The organism is Sutterella massiliensis (assembly GCF_016899755.1).
In the GTDB taxonomy this organism is placed as follows: Bacteria; Pseudomonadota; Gammaproteobacteria; order Burkholderiales; family Burkholderiaceae_F; genus Sutterella; species Sutterella massiliensis.
The window spans coordinates 90,988-106,448 of the sequence record NZ_JACJJC010000007.1 but is presented as its reverse complement, the minus strand read 5'-3'; the positions used below and the strand labels follow the sequence as shown (position 1 = coordinate 106,448).

Below are 15,461 nucleotides of genomic sequence, written 5' to 3'. Positions count from 1 at the left end.
TATCGTGAAAACATCTCTAATTGCCGCGAAAACAGCTCAAGTTCGCGAGGAATGTCATCGGATTGTCACAAAGGAGACACCCAACCGTCATACCCCTTCCATATGATCGCCTCCAACTTCTTCTCAAAAAGGAAAGAGAATCATGCAACGCCGTGAATTCGCACGCAATCTTCTGGGTACCGCACTCCTTCTGAACGGCTTCGGCGCTTCGAGCGTCTTTGCCGCGCCCGCCGGCGGCCGCGCCATCGTTTACAACTGCCCTGCAGAATGGGGCGGCTGGGGCGACATGCTCAAGATGATCAAGGCCGAAACGGGCATTGAGGTGCCGGTTGACAACAAGAATTCCGGTCAGGCGATCTCGCAGATTCTCGCCGAAGCGAAGAATCCGGTGGCCGATGCCGCCTACCTGGGCATTTCGTTTGCAATCAATGCGCAGAAGCAGGGGCTCGTCGAAAACTATCAGGGCGAAGGCTGGAAGCGCGTGCCCGAAGGCCTCAAGGATCCGAACGGCGCCTGGGTCTCCGTGCATGCGGGTACCGTGGGTCTCATGGTCAACAAGGAAGCGCTCGAAGATCTCCCGGTTCCGCAGGGCTGGAACGACCTTCTCGATCCGAAGTACGAAGGCATGGTGGGCTTCCTCGATCCGTCTTCGGCCTTTGTCGGCTACGCCTGTGCGCTCGCCGTTAACAAGGGCATGGGCGGCACGCTCGACAACTTCCAGCCCGCAATCGAATACTTCAAGAAGCTCAACGAACTGAGCCCGATCGTTCCGAAGCAGACCGCCTACGCGCGCTGCCTCTCGGGTGAAATTCCCATCCTCTTTGACTATGACTTTGACGCTTACCGCGCCCGCTACGTCGACAAGGCGCCGATCGAGTTCGTGATTCCGATGGAAGGCACGATCCAGGTTCCGTACGTGATGTCGCTCGTGAAGAACGCGCCGCACAAGGCAAACGGCCAGAAGGTGATCGACTTCGTGCTTTCCGAAAAGGGGCAGAAGCTCTGGGCGGACAACTTCCTGCGTCCCGTTGTCGGCGAACTTTCGAAGATTTCGCCCGAAGCGGCGGCGAAGTTCCTTCCCGACAGCGAATACGCACGCGCGGGCAGCATCGATTACGCGCGCATGGCCGAAGTACAGGCGGCCTTCAGCGAAGCGTATCTGCAGGCGATGAAGTCCTAAAGCCCCATCGGGCATCGAACCGAGAGGGGCGCACGAAAGCGCATTCCTCTCTGTTCGCGACGTACCGCAAGTGCTCGGGCCAACCGCCCGGGTCTTGCGGATTTCAACTTTCTGAACGCACAACAAAATGAAGAGAAGCCATTTCATCTTCATCGTTCCCGCGCTCGTTGTTCTGGTTGCCTTTTTCGTGCTGCCCGTGGTGCGGCTCTTGCCCGCCTCGGTTTCTTCGGAAGAAGGCTTGGCGCTTTACGCACAGATCGTGACGAATCCGCGCTATGCCTCGAGCGTCGTCTCAACCGTTCTTCTCTCGGTTTTCGTTACCGCGGCGAGCGTCGCGCTCGGCGCCTTTACGGGGCTTTTCCTCGAGCGTACGAAGTTCCCCGGCCGCAGCGCCGTTGTTTCCCTCATTACGCTGCCGCTTTCGTTCCCGGGCGTCGTCGTGGGCTTCATGATCATCATGCTGGGCGGCCGCAACGGCATGGCCGCCATTCTTTCTTCGGCGATGGGTGCCGGAAAGTTTGTCTTCGCCTACGGCATGGCGGGTCTCTTTGCGGGCTACGTCTACTTTTCGATTCCGCGTGTTGTCACGACTGTGATGGCTGCGGCCAAGAAAATCGATCCGGTGTATGAGGAAGCCGCCCGAACGCTCGGTGCCCCCTCCTGGCGGATCATGCGCGACGTGACGCTCCCAGCGCTTTTGCCCGCACTCGTGTCGACGGGTGCAATCTGCTTTGCAACGTCGATGGGCGCCTTCGGTACGGCCTTTACGCTTGCGACCGATATCAACGTGCTGCCGATCACGATCTACACGGAATTCACGCTTTCGGCCAACATTGCTTCGGCTGCCATGCTTTCCGTGGTGCTCGGCGTCATCACCTGGGTCATGCTTCTGGCGGCGCGCCGTGCGAGTCGTCTGGGCACGGATCCGATCTGAAGCGAGGAGTAGACCGTCATGTCGAAAAAATCAAGCAATCGCTGGAGCGCCATGCAGATCGCCCAGGCGGTGGTCACCGGACTCACGCTTCTCTTTCTCTTTGTGCCCGTCATTCAGATGGCGGTCACGGCTTTCATGAAGAACGCCTTCCGCGGCTTCAAAGCCGGGTTCACGACGCAGTGGATCGAGCGCGTTCTCACCAACTATGGCGACACGATTCTGCGAAGCCTGGGGCTTGCTGTCGGGGCGCTTGTTATCTGCATCATCATCGGTGTGCCCGCCGCGTGGGTGCTCGTGCGCGAACAGCGCAAGCGCTGGGCCGGGCTCGTTGAGGAGGCTCTTCTGCTCCCGCTCTCGATTCCGGGCCTTGCAATCGGGCTCGGTATTCTGCTCGTCTGGGGCGGTTTCGGCGGCTTCCGACAGAGTTCGCTTTTCATTCTTTGCGGCCACGTGATGTTCTGTCTGCCCTTTATGGTGCGAAGCGTCATGGCCGTGATGCGCGTCGAGCCTCTTGACGCCTATGAGGAAGCGTCCGCTACGCTCGGCGCTTCGCCCTGGACCACATTCATGAAAGTGGTCGTCCCCGTTTCGATGCCTGGGATTCTCGCGGGCGGCCTCATGGTGATGACCGTTTCGCTCGGCGAATTCAATATTTCCTGGATGTTGCAGACGCCCGACACGAAGACGCTTCCGGTCGGCATGGCCGACAGCTACGCGTCGCTGCGCCTTGAAATCGGCAGCGCCTACACGTTCCTCTTCTTCGTGATTCTCGTGCCGCTGCTCTCGCTCATGCAGAGTCTGCCCGAATGGCTCGCGAAAAAGCGCGCCGAGCGCCGCCGCAAAGCCGCACTTGCTGCTGAAGACGAGGCACTTCAATAAGTCCCGAGAGGATCCCGAACGCATACGACCACGCCGTCCGGCTGCGCGAAACGCGAGTGCCCTGTTAATCGGCACGTCCGCGCCGGACTGCAAGAGGAAAACAGAACAAATGACTGAAGAAAATCTCAATCAATCGGTTTCGATCGAACTCGAAAACGTCTCGAAGCATTACGGCAAGACGCTCGTTCTTCAGCCCTTCTCGCTTAAGCTCGAAGCGGGCTGCCGCACAGTGCTCTTGGGGCCGTCGGGCTGCGGTAAAACGACGCTGCTTCGCATCATTGCGGGGCTCGAGACGCCTGACGAAGGCAGCCGCGTTTTGATCGGGGGCGCAGACGTCACCGACATGCCTGTCGAAAAGCGCCGCATCGGCTTTATGTTCCAGCAGTACGCGCTATTCCCGCACATGACGGTTGAAGAAAACGTCGCTTACGGCCTCAAGGTGCGCGGGGAGTCTGCCGAGGCGATCGACCGCGCGGTGAACCGCATGCTCGCGCTCGTCAATCTCGAAAAGTACAAGAAGCGCAACGTCCTTGCGCTCTCGGGCGGCCAGCGCCAGCGTGTCGCGCTTGCGCGCGCTCTCGCGATTCGTCCGAAGATTCTGCTTCTTGATGAACCGCTTTCGGCGCTTGATGCGCAGATTCGCCACAAGGTGCGCGAAGAGCTCGCTGTCATTCTGAAGGAGCTTGGGATCACGGCCGTGATCGTCACGCACGACCAGGACGAAGCCATGGTACTCGGCGACCACATCGTCGTCATGGAGGGCGGACGCATCCATCAGGCCGCTTCGCCCCGAGAAGTCTGGGATCATCCGGCAACGCCCTTTGTTGCGGGCTTTGTCGGCGGCAGCAACCGCACGCGTGCCGTCTGCAACGGCGCCGAGCTTGAGTGGTACGGTGTGAAGACGCCGCTCGAAGCACTGTCGGCCGAGTCGCAAAAGCGCCTTCAGGGCGTTTCGCCCGGTGAAGAGACCTTCGTTTTCTTCCGTGCCGACGATGCGTCGCTTGTGCCCGAAAGCGCGGCGGGCGCGCCCGTCGTGGTGAAGGACGTTCACTTCATGGGGAACTTTGTTCGCGTCTCCGTGATTCCGGGCGACGGCACGGGCAGCGAACTCGTGAAGGTCAACCTGCAGACGCTTCCCGAAGGGGTTGGGCCCGGTGCGCGCATGCGTCTTTCGGTCGAACCCAATCGCCTGATGGCATTTCGCGTCTGATGCGCTATCCTCGAAAAAACTGAGTGAGTAACGAGCGCGCCCAAAAAACGGCGCGCTCTTTTTCGACGGATTCAGCTTATGCCGACCATTCTTCAGCTCTCCGATCTTCATGTCGAACCGCGCGGCAGGCTCGCTTTCGGGCGTTGCGATTCTGCGGGGCTTCTTGAGTCGATTCGTCCCTGGCTCGTGCAGGCGGCCGAAAAGGTCGATGCCGTCGTCGTCACGGGCGACATCGGCTGCGACGGCAACGAAGATGCCTATCGCATCGTGAAGGACGTTTTTACGGGGCTTTCGGTGCCCGTTCGCATGATTCCGGGCAACCACGACCGACGCGTCGGGATAGAGGCCGTGCTTGGGGACTTTATCGAAGGGCGCCTTGAGGCGGTTCCCGGCCGACAGGATCAGCTGCTCGACATAGAGGGCGCCCGCATCGTGCTCCTCGATACGCTGCAGCCCGGCAAACATTGGGGCGAAGTGCCCGACGCCGTGCTCGATCGCTTGGAAGTCCTTCTTGACGAGGCGGCCGCGCAGGCCAAGCCTGCCATTGTCTTCACGCATCACACGCCGCTCCATTGCGGCATGGGCGTCATGGATGAGGATTTCGGCAACCGGAAGCGCTTTTTGTCGATTCTTGCCAAGCACCCGAGCGTCCGACTCGCAACCGGACACATGCACCGCGCGATTGTGCAGTCGGCGGGGGCTACGCTCATTGCGACGGCGCCTTCCGTTGCGTGTCCCATCGCGATCGATTTGACGCCTAAGGGCGGCGACGAATTCCGTCTTGAAACGCCGGGCTTTGCGCTCCATCACTGGAAGGCCGAACCCGAGGGCGTGGCTGCGGGCTGGACCACTTTCTTCGGTCTCATTCCCGTGCAAACTTCTTTTGCCGGTCCTTTCCGCTTCAAGGACGTCGTCAACCCGACCGAGTAGACGTTCCTTAAACGCGCAGAGCGTAAGAAAGCCGCCTTTGATTCGTCTTTTTTGCGAACCGAAGGCGGCTTTTTTTCGTGTGCAGCCTGCGCTTCTTAGCGGATGCGCTCAGCGTCGACCCAGCATTCTTTGAAAAGATGCGCGATGAGATCGAGCCCGCTGTAGCGAATGACGACCTTCGCCTTTTCCGCGAGAACGGGTTTCGGGTGGTAAGCAACGCCGAGGCCCGCCGCAGAAACCATTTCGACGTCGTTGGCGCCGTCGCCAGAGCAGATCACTTGCGAGAGGTCGCCGCCCGCGAGCTGCGCGAGCACTTCGACGGCGCGGCGCTTGCCGTCGGCGTCGAGAATCTTGCCGCCGGCGGGACCGCGAACTTCACCCGTGAGCTTGCCGTCAGCGTCGATCAGGAGCTCGTTGCAGACGGCACCTGTCATGCCGAGCTCCTTCGCGGTGTCGCGCGCAATCTGCACGAAGCCGCCCGAAACGATATAGGTGGCGATGCCGTGGCGACGGCAGAGCTTGATAAGCGTTTCAGCGCCGTCGGAGAGACGCTCGCGGCGAATGGCGTGCGAAAGTACGATCGAGGCGTCGGCACCCTTCAAGAGAGAGACGCGTTTTTGAAGACTTTCCGTAAAGCCCCAGCCGCCATGCATCGCTTCGTGTGTCACGCGCGAAACTTCTTCGCCGCAGCCGGCGGCAAAGGCCATGTCGTCAATGCATTCGTTCTGCGTAAGGGTGCTGTCCATGTCGGTCGCCCAGACTTTGAACGACTTGATCGAGTAGTCGGCCGGTACGGTCACGCAGTCGATCTGGTGGGTGCGGGCGAGTGCTTTGAGGGGCAGCAGGTCGGTGTCGTCAGCGACGCCGCAAATGCGCATCGAGGGGTCGGAACGGCGGAAAAGTACTTTTTCCGGGGCAAGCGCCTCAATAGCTTCCATGAACGCGTCGACCTCAAGGTCGATGCCCTGCAGAACGATGTCCTTCAATTTGTCTGTCTCCGGTAGGTGTGGCGGACGGCGCCCGATTTCAGGCGCGGCAATCGGTTCATTGTAGCGATCGAATATGTCGAAATTGTTGCATTCGCCGCCAAACGGGCGGACTGACGCGCTCCTCTGAATAACGCCTCAAGTGGACAGACAAACGAAAACCGCCCCGCGGCGAAAAGCTGCGGAGCGGTTCGGTTCAAGCGGTTTGCGTCCGTAAGGACGCATCGAGCTCGCTCAAGAATTACTTCTTGGCAGCGGCGTCAACCTGCTTGGCGAAAATGAAGGCCTGCTGGCCGGCGATGCGGCCGAAGGTCACGATGTCAGCCTGAGCGTTGCCGCCGAGACGGTTGCCGCCGTGCACGCCGCCCGTGATTTCACCGGCAGCGAAGAGGCCCGGGATGACCTGGCCCTTGACGTTGTAGACCTGGGTCTTCGAGTCGATCTTCAGACCGCCCATCGTGTGGTGGACGGCAGGCGTAACGGCGATGGCGTAGAACGGACCCTTGTCGAGGTTGCGCGGCATATCGGCGCGTTCGAACTGGTCCTTGCCAGCGGCCTTGCCGGCCTTCCAGGCGTCCATCGTGCTCTTGAGCGTGGCGGCGTCAACACCCATCTTCTGGGCGATTTCGTCGAGCGTGGCGCCCGTGAGGCAGTAGGGCTGCTTGATGTAGCCGTTCGTGGCCTTGAGCGACTTCTGCATGTCGCTGTCGAAGAAAAGGTAGGCGATGCCGTCCTTCTGCTTGAGGATGGCGGCCGAGACAGCGTCGCGCGTATCAAGTTCGTTGAAGAAGCGCTTGCCGTCCTTGTTGATCAGGATGGCACCGTTGCCGCGAACAGCTTCGGTGATCATTTCGCCAACCTTGGGCACAACGGTCGGGTGCGTCTGGATCTGTTCCATCTGCGTGACCTGAGCGCCGATATCCTGGGCCATTTCAATGGCTTCGCCCGTGGCGCCCGGGTGGTTCGTCGTGGCAAAGCCCTTGAGCTTCGGAACGTACTTCGAGACGAGTTCGTTGTTGGCGCCGAAGCCGCCGGCGGCGTTAACGACAGCCTTGGCCGTCACCGTGTACGTGCCGTCCTTACCCTTCACTTTGACGCCCGTGACGCGGCCGGACTTGTCGGTGATGAGTTCTTCAGCCTTCGTGTTCGTGCGGATGTCGATGTTGCGGGTCTTGGCAGCCGTGTAAAGCGTGCGGATCACTTCCGGGCCGACGAGCGCGCCGCCGGTCGGACGATGGGTGCGCGGGAACGTGGCGCCGGCCATGAGGCCGACGTCGCGAAGGTCGCCGCCCAAGGCGAGGAGCCATTCAACGGAGGAAGCGGACTTTTCAGCGAGCGTGCGAACGAGCGCCGGGTCGTTGAGCCAGTGGCCGCCCTTCATCGTGTCGTAGTACATGACTTCGACGGAGTCCTGAGCAGCTTTGCCGCCCTTTGCAGCCTGAAGCGTCGTGCCGGCAGCGTTGAGGCCGCCCGCCGCACGGATCGTGTTGCCGCCGACCATGGCCATCTTTTCGAGGACGACAACCTTGGCGCCGAGGTCCGTGGCCTGGACGGCAGCCGAAAGGCCGGCGCCGCCAGCACCGATGACGGCGACGTCAACGGTGATGTCTTCAGCGGCGTAGACGCTGCTCATGCAGGCGGCAACGGCGGCCGCAACCAAAATCTTCTTCATATGAATCTTCACCTTTTTCATGGAAAGCAATTGAGTTTCCCGATCGAGAACGGAAAACCGTCGAGATTCTCGTTGAGGAGATTCGACGCTCGGTATCTTAACGGGTGTAGTTGTAAAGACAAAATATTTTTTTCGCGTTTGGCCAAAAAATCTCGTGAAAAGCTACCACTCAAAAGGTAAAAAACAAAAATTTTCGAGTTCCGTAAAGATAATTCTTAATACTTAATAGGTATAGCCTTTTTTCGATACAGAGATTCCTGCAGCTGCTGAATGACTGCCGTTTGCGCCCGGCTGCTCGAACCCGGAGAATGGGCAGGAAGAAGGACGGTTTTCGAACAGACAAACGAAAATGACGTGTGCGGTGAACAAAAAATGCAGAAAGTGGTAATGGATGCCGAAAAGACGATTTCGGCAATGGCGCTTGAGGCTTTGAAGCGGATTGAGGCGGCTGCGGGCAAAAGAGCTGAAGAAATCAGCGGCGAGCTGCTGCTTGGCGCGATTCCGGCACCAGGCGGTGCTTTGGCGCTTGGTGACGATGACTATCCGTACGCGTTGCGCACGCTCGTCGATCCGCCGGAAGTGATTGCTTGGACGGGGGATCTGACGCTTCTCGAGCGAGAGCTGTCGGTTTCTATCGTGGGCTCGCGTGACGCGACGCCTGAACGCTGCGCAGCCACGAAGGCGCTTGCACGGAACTTGGCCGAGCGGGGCGCGCTCATTGTTTCGGGGCTCGCTGCCGGGATTGATCGAGCGGCTCATGAAGGGGCGCTCGACGCACGTTCGGGCGATCGCGCCGGGAGAACCGTTGCTGTACTCGGCACACCTTTAAAAAGCATTTGGCCGCCGATGAACGTCGAGCTTGGAGCACGAATAGCGAAGGAGGGACTCCTCCTTTCGGAAGTCGCCCAACTTGCGGCGCTCGGTGTCAAAGACGACGAGCGGGCGGCTGCCTTGAAGCGGCGCAATCGCATCGTTGCTGCGCTCGGACTCGGCAGCGTCGTGATGGCGGCGCGCAAAGGTTCGAGCACGCTCATCGAAGCGCGTGCGTCGCTCGCGATCGGTCACCCCGTCCTCATCTGGCACGAAGCCGCCGGGGACGACTGGGCGCGCGAATGGATAGCCGAAAATCCAAAGAACGACGAAGGCGAGGCGCTCATTCACGTGGTCGCGTCCGCTGAGGACGTTGAAGCGGCGCTCTCGCCCTGGAGACGCGTCTGGTGGCTCTGAACGCAAAAAAAAGCGAAGCGGCCGGTAGCTCGCTTCGCTCGAAACGAAAAAGGAGATAGGAGAGAAATCGAGGCGCCTTGATTACGGCACCTGGAACTTGAATTCGTGACACTGATTGCAGAAGTTTTCCGATTCTTGATGCATCAGGTGGCAGTTCGTGCAGTCGAGTTCCTTGCCGTAGTGCGGCGACGTATGCGGGTTCGTGGGCTTGACGCCCTTCGTCTTCTCAACGAGCTGATCGGTGTTGTGGCAGCCCGTGCAGGTTGCCGTCGTCGGCTCCTGGGGATTCTTCATGTCGTTGCCGTGGCAGGTTTCGCACTTCATGCCGCCCTTGACGTGCAGATCGGCGAGCTGTTCGCCGGCATGAACGGGCATCGAAGCGGCCATAGCGAACGCGGCAAGCGCGGCGGCAATCATCGAGGTCTTAAACATAGCGTGAGTCTCCTGCGGACCAATGCCGCAACGGGGAAATCTGGGGTGTGAAAAGAGCCGTCCGAACGGATCCGGACGGCTCCTTCGGGTGAAAGCGAAGCGCTTGACGGCCGATTGCCGGCCCGAAGGCCTTCATCGGGGCGCCGATTGTCTCGCGAGGATCGACGCCTCGGGCTCTCGGACCTTCGGCCCGGAATCGCAGCCGATTAGGCCTTCGCCATCTTGGCGAATTCTTCGCCGGCAACCATGCCGAACGTGAGGGCGTCGATCACGGCAACCGTGCCGAGACGCGAAGCGCCGTGCACGCCGCCCGTGATTTCGCCGCCGGCATAGAGGCCCTTGATCGGCTGGTGGGTCTTCGTCGAGATGACCTGCGCCTTTTCGTTGATCATGACGCCGCCCATCGTGTGGTGGATCTTCGGCGACACTTCAATGCCGTAGAACGGGGCCTTCGAAACGTCGAGACCGTTCGAGAACTTGAGGTTGCGGTGGAATTCGGGGTCTTCGCCGGCCTTGACGTAGCCGTTGAACTTCTTCACCTGTTCGAGGAACGCTTCCTTCGGGATCTTGTAGAAGTCGGCGAGTTCTTCGAGGGTGTTGAACTTCTTGACGGTGCCCATTTCGAGAGGCAGCTTCACGAAGGACGGGTTGATGGCCTTCACGATGGCGTCGTCGGCGACGGCGATCGGGTAGTTTTCATCGTTGCCGATCACGGCGAAGAGGGCGTCGGCCTTGATCTTGCGGCCGGCGTGTTCGTCCATGAAGCGCTTGCCGGTCTTGCGGTCGACGACGATGCCGAAGTCCATGCAGGCGTGGTTCGTGAAGTTCACGGAAACGCCGAAGCCCTTTTCACGCGGGTTGCAGTAGGGGAGGAACTGCAGCCAGCAGAGCTGTACGGGCGTGGCGCCGATGCCGAGGGCCTTGATGAGGACGCCGGCGGTCGCACCCGGCTGGTTCGTCGAGTCGGTGCTCGGGACAACGCGCGGGTCCTGAACCTGACGGAACCAGATGTCGCGCGAGAAGCCGCCCGCAGCGAGCATCACGCCCATCTTGGCGCGGATGTACTTCGTCTTGCCCGTCTTGTTTTCGAGGTCGTCGGACTGGAGCTTGGCGTTGAAGCGATAGCCTTCGCGGCAGACGATACCCACGACGTCGTCGCCGTCCATGATGAAGTCGTCGAACTTGCAGCGCGTGCGGACCGTGACCTTGCCTTCCTTCTTCATCGTGGCGAACATCGGGTTGATGTAGCCCGAGCCGGAACCGGCCTTGATTTCATAGGAGCGCGGCACGGAGTGGCCGGCCTCGAAGAGCATCTTGTTGGGGACGAATTCGGCGCCGCACTCTTCAACGAACTTGATTGTGTCGTTGCAGCGGTCGGCGATGACGCCGAGCAGATTCGTGTAGTTGATGCCGAGGCCGTCCTTCAGGCAGTCCTTGATGAAGAGTTCCTTGCTGTCCTGAATGTTCTGGGCCTTCTGGACCGGGTTGACCGGGCAGGCAACGTTGCCGCCGCAGATGGCGGAGTTGCCGCCGACGACGGACATCTTTTCGATCATGAGAACCTTCAGGCCGGCGCGCGAAGCCTTGAGGGCGCAGGCCATGCCGGCGAAGCCGGAACCGACCACGACGACATCGAATTCTTCATCGTACTTCTTGACGGTCGCGGCGGGAATGCCGGCATTGGCGGCGGCGCTCGCCATCAGAGCGGCGGCAGCGGCAGCGCCGGTCTTGAGGAAATTGCGGCGGGCGAGACTAACTTCGGACATTTGAAACCTCTTACAAGTGGTTGGCTGATACACCGCAGAAGACGCCTGAATGATTGGAGAGCGCGGTCAACTTCTGCGGACAGGACAAATTGTGAAGGTTCCGCGGCGAAGCGGTCCTAGACCTTGGTATAGGTTCAGGTATGTGTCGGGGGTGGGGCCCGTTACTGGCGAACCGCAAGGATGCGCTGAAGCGGCTGTCAGGTTCTCAGAATGCACTGCCGGTCCATGGGCGCCTCTTCGGGCGGCAGCCCCACGATGCGGGAGGCAGCCGCTTCGTAGCTTTTAAAGAGCTGCTGCAGTTCGCGGCTGTACCACTCGAAAAAGATGCGGATGCGCTTCTTGTGCCAGGCAGCTCGCGAGGTGACGTTGTAGCACTCGATAGGCGGACGGAACCAACCGGGCAGAATCGGCACCATTCGCCCGGCGGCAAGGTCTTCAACGATCTGCACGAGCGGTAGGTCGACGGCCACGCCCGTACCGTCGAGCACCGCCTGCCGCACCGCGAGGACGTCGGTCGAACGGATCGCCGTGCCGTAGTGAACTTGTGCGTGTTCCTCGCCTCGCACGATTTCGCGCGTCTCTGGCCGCACGGGACCCGTGTAGACGTAGCCCGTGTGGTTTTTGAGCTCTTCGGGCCGAACGGGAAGGCCGTGCCTGAGGATGTACGCGGGGCTCGCAACGGGGAGATACACGTTGCGCCCTCGGCTCATGTAGACGAGTCCAGGGAGTGTCGGCTCGCCCGTAAGCGTAGCGATGTCGCAAAGTCCCTTCTGGACGTCGGCCTCCCTGAGGCCGCCGAGGATCTCGACCGTGATGTCGGGGTGTTCGCTTCTGAATTTCTGCAGGATGGGCGTGAGGCGCCGTGCGGCAAAGCCCGGTGCCGAGGAAAGGCGGATATTGCCTTCGAGTCGCCGATTCGTGTTCATGAGCGTTTCGACGAGTGAATCGTGCGCGCGCAGGATCGTCTCCATGCGCTTCACGGCGACATCTCCCGCGTCCGTGAGGGCGAGCGGGCGCGTGTTGTGCCGGATGAGCTCACAACCGAGCGCTCTCTCGAGTCCCGCAATGCCGCGGGAGACGGCGGAGACCTCGAGGTCGAGCATTTTGGCGGCAGCCGTGAGGGAGCCCGTTTTGGCGAACGCGAGAAAGTAGCGCCATGCGGTGAGATCGTCGGCTTTGGACATGCGTGTTTTTCTTTGGCGTTGAAAAGTACGGTCTGTGTTTTTTATTTTGCCGAATCGGCAAAACGATTTTGCGCATTATGCCGTTGTTTGCGATTCGTGAAGCGAACGAGACTACGGTTTACGCAAAAAAAGGAGGCATCCGGCGCGAAGCCCCTCGACCATCAACCCTGAAGGAAACGATCGTGAAGCGAGACGAATTTTTCTGGATTTCGACCATCAACAAGGCAACGGTTGTCGTCAACAGCCGTTCGGGACTCCTCGAGGAGCGCATCGCGCGCCTTGCCGCGCGCGGCATTGCAGCCGTTGAAGCCGATGCGGCCGTCGACGGCACGAAGCGCGTTAAGAAGTACATCGCGTATGAGCCGATGCTCATCGCCGCGACGTCGCCGGAAGTGACCCTCATCCACGCCGGCCGCTCGAGTCAGGACATCCTCTCGACAGCGCGCATTGCCGTCGTGCGCGACGACGCCGTTGAGCTCTGCCGTGCGTTTGACGCCGTGCTCGATCGGCTCCTCGCGCTGGCTGAAGAACACCGCAGCACGATCGTTCCCAACTACACGAACGGCGTGGCCGCGCAGCCCAACAGCTACGCGCACTACGTGCTCGGTTTTCTGGCGTCGCTCCTTCGCACGCGCGAGCGCCTCTCGCAGTTTCTTGTTCGCTTGAACGAGTGCCCGATGGGCGCAACGGTGCTTAACGGCACGGGCTGGCCGCTTGACCGCGACGGCATGGCCGCGGTGCTCGGGTTCGACCGACCCCGGCGCAATGCCTTTGACTGCACGTGCCTCGCGCCCGCCGATCTGCCGATCGAACTTGCTTCGATCGTCGCTTCGGCTGCGCTGCAGGTGGGGGCGTTTGTCGACGACATCATGGTGCAGTACGCACAGCCGCGTCCCTGGATTCAGCTGCAGGAAGGCGGCGAGAACACTTACGTTTCGTCGGCGATGCCGCAGAAGCGTAATCCGGGCCTCATGAACAACTGTCGCGCCGACGCCTCCGAGGTCGTCGCCGAAATGACGGCTGCGTTCCTGCGCGCGCACAACGTCGTGCCGGGCATGGTCGACGCGAAGAGTACGGCGAAGAACAGCCGCGCGGCGGCGACCGCGATCTCGATGTTCGAGCGCTTTCTCAAGGTCCTGAACGGCCTTCGCATCAATCCCGAGCGCGCGCTCGAGGAACTCAACAGCGACTGGACGGCATCGCAGGAAATCGCCGACCGCCTGATGCGCGAGCACGGGCTTCCCTTCCGCATCGGCCACCACGTGGCGAGTCGCATGGTTTCCTGGGCGCGTGCGAACAACGTTCTGCCGCTCGACTTCCCGTACGAAGAGATGCGCCGCATTTATCGCGAAGAGATCGAAGAAGAGTTCCCCGAAGCGTCGGCCGAACTCCCGATGAGCGAAGCGCAGTTCCGCGACGCGCTTGATCCTCGCAAGATCGTTGAAGCTCGCCGCACCTCGGGAAGTGCGGCGCCCGCTGAAGTCGCAGCGATGCTCGAAGAAGACCGCGCTCAACTCGCGGTTTTCAAGGCGCAGACGGCTGCGCTCGACGAAAAGATCGCCGGCTCGCTCGCCGCCCTTGAAAAGGACTTCGGCCTCTTTGCAGCCGCAAACTGATATTTGCCGATTTGCCCCCGAAAACAGATTCAACCCAAACGACTCAACCGAGGAAACACAAATGTCCTCTCTTTTGCCTCTCATCGCCGTCATTGTCACGGTCGTGGCCGGCTGGGCGCTCATCAAGCGCTATTCGACGCACATGGTGCTCTTCTTTGCCGGTCTCGTGATTCTTCTTTGCGTCGCGCTCATGGGCGACGCGAATTTCCTGCCGAAGGGCGTAAAGCCTTCGGGCTTCTGGCTCTTCGACATCTTTGCGACGCTCAAGAACATTGCCACGAAGCAGGCGAGCGGTATCGGCTTCATCATCATGACGGCCGGGGGCTTTGCCGCTTATATGGACCGCATCGGTGCGGCGCGAGCACTGGTTGACCTGGCTGTGAAGCCGCTTTCGATGCTGAAGGCCCCGTACATCGTGCTTGTCGGCGGCTACGTGATCGGGCAGGTGCTTGTTGCGGTAATCCCGTCGGCCGCGGGCCTCGCCATGCTGCTTCTCGTCGCGCTCTTCCCGATTCTGAAGGGTGTGGGCGTCTCAGGCGCAGCGGCTGCCGCCGTGATCGGCACGTCCGCTGGCATGACCTTCGCGCCGACGGCGGGTACTGCCAACCTCGCTGCCAAGGTTGCTAACCTCGATCCCATCATCTACCTCGTCGAATATCAGCTGCCGCTTGCACTCCCGACGCTCATCGCCGCCGGCGCCGCACACTACTTCGTGCAGCGCTACTACGACCGCAAGGGCGACGACGTCTACACAGAAGCCGCCGAAGTGAAGGCCTCGGATGCGCCTGCCGTGCCGAAGTGGTATGCCATTTTCCCGGTCCTGCCGATTGTTCTTCTCATTATCTTCTCGAAACTTGTCGTCTCCTCGATCAAGCTCGACACGGTTGCCGCGCTCTTCATGGTGTGGGCGCTCGTCGTGATCGTAGAAATCATCCGCTGCCGCGATCTCAAGAAGATCTTCAAGGACGCCATGGCGATGTTTCAGGCGATGGGGAAGATGTTTGCGGGCATCGTCGCCCTCATCATCTGTGCGGAGTTCTTTGCGACCGGCCTGAAGACCTCGGGCCTCATCGACCTCATCATTAACTCCGCTCAGGGCGTGGGCGCCGGCATGGGCGCGATGACGGTGCTTCTCACCGGGATCGTTTCGCTCGTGACCTTCCTCACCGGCTCGGGCGTGGGCGCCTACTCGTCGTTTGCCGCTCTCGCGCCCGATGTCGCCGCAGGTCTCGGCGGCTCCGTCGAAGCGCTCGTGACGCCGATGCAGTTTGCTTCCGGCATGCTGCGCGCCATGAGCCCGGTCGCAGGCGTCATCATCGCCGTTGCGGGTGCGGCGGGCGTTTCGCCCATGGCAATCGTGCGCCGCACGTGGATACCGATGATTGTCGGTATGGCGGCTACGCTTATCGCGAATCAGATTTTCTTCGGCTGATCGGCTGCCGGTC

General features: G+C 60.8%; 13 protein-coding genes. 8 read left to right on the top strand and 5 right to left on the bottom strand.

The features are described from left to right. Positions 1-142: 142 nt before the first annotated feature. From H6A60_RS05905 to H6A60_RS05885, 5 genes are all read left to right on the top strand, one after another. Entirely contained in the window at positions 143-1,180 is a 1,038-nt protein-coding gene (locus tag H6A60_RS05905) for an extracellular solute-binding protein (RefSeq protein ID WP_205102485.1), read from the top strand. A 127-nt stretch (positions 1,181-1,307) separates the two neighbouring features. Next, positions 1,308-2,114 (top strand): ABC transporter permease, encoded by an 807-nt coding sequence (locus H6A60_RS05900; RefSeq protein ID WP_205102484.1) that lies wholly within the window; start codon positions 1,308-1,310, stop codon positions 2,112-2,114. An 18-nt stretch (positions 2,115-2,132) separates the two neighbouring features. Then, complete coding sequence (locus H6A60_RS05895) at positions 2,133-2,993, top strand: ABC transporter permease (RefSeq protein WP_205102483.1); 861 nt, start codon at positions 2,133-2,135, stop codon at positions 2,991-2,993. Between the two features lie 109 nt (positions 2,994-3,102). Then, the gene (locus H6A60_RS05890) at positions 3,103-4,203 is read left to right on the top strand and encodes an ABC transporter ATP-binding protein (RefSeq protein WP_205102482.1); all 1,101 of its coding nucleotides are present in this window, start codon (positions 3,103-3,105) and stop codon (positions 4,201-4,203) included. A 78-nt stretch (positions 4,204-4,281) separates the two neighbouring features. Further along, positions 4,282-5,133 (top strand): metallophosphoesterase, encoded by an 852-nt coding sequence (locus H6A60_RS05885; protein WP_205102481.1) that lies wholly within the window; start codon positions 4,282-4,284, stop codon positions 5,131-5,133. 95 nt (positions 5,134-5,228) lie between these two features. Here H6A60_RS05885 and serB read toward each other — a convergent pair whose 3' ends face one another. Next, complete coding sequence (gene serB, locus H6A60_RS05880; RefSeq protein ID WP_205102480.1) at positions 5,229-6,119, bottom strand: phosphoserine phosphatase SerB; 891 nt, start codon at positions 6,117-6,119, stop codon at positions 5,229-5,231. A gap of 241 nt (positions 6,120-6,360) precedes the next feature. Continuing rightward, a complete protein-coding gene (locus H6A60_RS05875) occupies positions 6,361-7,791 on the bottom strand; it encodes a flavocytochrome c (protein WP_205102479.1) in 1,431 nt (476 codons plus the stop codon). 372 nt (positions 7,792-8,163) lie between these two features. Here H6A60_RS05875 and H6A60_RS05870 point away from each other — a divergent pair, with 372 nt between their 5' ends. Then, entirely contained in the window at positions 8,164-9,018 is an 855-nt protein-coding gene (locus tag H6A60_RS05870; RefSeq protein ID WP_205102478.1) for a DNA-processing protein DprA, read from the top strand. A gap of 81 nt (positions 9,019-9,099) precedes the next feature. Here the strand turns inward: H6A60_RS05870 and H6A60_RS05865 are convergent, their stop codons facing one another. The 3 genes from H6A60_RS05865 to H6A60_RS05855 all read right to left on the bottom strand — a co-directional run bounded on the left by H6A60_RS05865 (position 9,100) and on the right by H6A60_RS05855 (position 12,400). Beyond that, a complete protein-coding gene (locus H6A60_RS05865) occupies positions 9,100-9,450 on the bottom strand; it encodes a cytochrome c3 family protein (protein WP_205102477.1) in 351 nt (116 codons plus the stop codon). A gap of 206 nt (positions 9,451-9,656) precedes the next feature. Then, positions 9,657-11,216, bottom strand: a complete 1,560-nt coding sequence (locus H6A60_RS05860; RefSeq protein WP_205102476.1) for an FAD-dependent oxidoreductase — start codon at positions 11,214-11,216, stop codon at positions 9,657-9,659. A 197-nt stretch (positions 11,217-11,413) separates the two neighbouring features. After that, positions 11,414-12,400, bottom strand: coding sequence for a LysR family transcriptional regulator (locus H6A60_RS05855; protein ID WP_205102475.1), 987 nt, complete (start codon positions 12,398-12,400; stop codon positions 11,414-11,416). A 182-nt stretch (positions 12,401-12,582) separates the two neighbouring features. On the opposite strand from H6A60_RS05855, the gene H6A60_RS05850 reads away from it, so the two are divergent. Beyond that, positions 12,583-14,016: a lyase family protein gene (locus tag H6A60_RS05850; RefSeq protein WP_205102474.1), complete on the top strand. Its 1,434-nt coding sequence runs from the start codon at positions 12,583-12,585 to the stop codon at positions 14,014-14,016. Positions 14,017-14,077: 61 nt separating this feature from the next. Then, entirely contained in the window at positions 14,078-15,448 is a 1,371-nt protein-coding gene (dcuC, locus tag H6A60_RS05845; RefSeq protein WP_205102473.1) for a C4-dicarboxylate transporter DcuC, read from the top strand. Positions 15,449-15,461 lie beyond the last annotated feature (13 nt).

Coding starts and splice junctions, on each gene's coding strand:
- H6A60_RS05895 (WP_205102483.1), top strand. CDS start 2,133: ATGTCGAAAAAATCAAGCAATCGCTGGAGCGCCATGCAGATCGCCCAG.
- H6A60_RS05855 (WP_205102475.1), bottom strand. CDS start 12,400: ATGTCCAAAGCCGACGATCTCACCGCATGGCGCTACTTTCTCGCGTTC.
- H6A60_RS05875 (WP_205102479.1), bottom strand. CDS start 7,791: ATGAAGAAGATTTTGGTTGCGGCCGCCGTTGCCGCCTGCATGAGCAGC.
- H6A60_RS05860 (WP_205102476.1), bottom strand. CDS start 11,216: ATGTCCGAAGTTAGTCTCGCCCGCCGCAATTTCCTCAAGACCGGCGCT.
- H6A60_RS05905 (WP_205102485.1), top strand. CDS start 143: ATGCAACGCCGTGAATTCGCACGCAATCTTCTGGGTACCGCACTCCTT.
- H6A60_RS05900 (WP_205102484.1), top strand. CDS start 1,308: ATGAAGAGAAGCCATTTCATCTTCATCGTTCCCGCGCTCGTTGTTCTG.
- H6A60_RS05890 (WP_205102482.1), top strand. CDS start 3,103: ATGACTGAAGAAAATCTCAATCAATCGGTTTCGATCGAACTCGAAAAC.
- H6A60_RS05870 (WP_205102478.1), top strand. CDS start 8,164: ATGCAGAAAGTGGTAATGGATGCCGAAAAGACGATTTCGGCAATGGCG.
- H6A60_RS05885 (WP_205102481.1), top strand. CDS start 4,282: ATGCCGACCATTCTTCAGCTCTCCGATCTTCATGTCGAACCGCGCGGC.
- H6A60_RS05865 (WP_205102477.1), bottom strand. CDS start 9,450: ATGTTTAAGACCTCGATGATTGCCGCCGCGCTTGCCGCGTTCGCTATG.
- dcuC (WP_205102473.1), top strand. CDS start 14,078: ATGTCCTCTCTTTTGCCTCTCATCGCCGTCATTGTCACGGTCGTGGCC.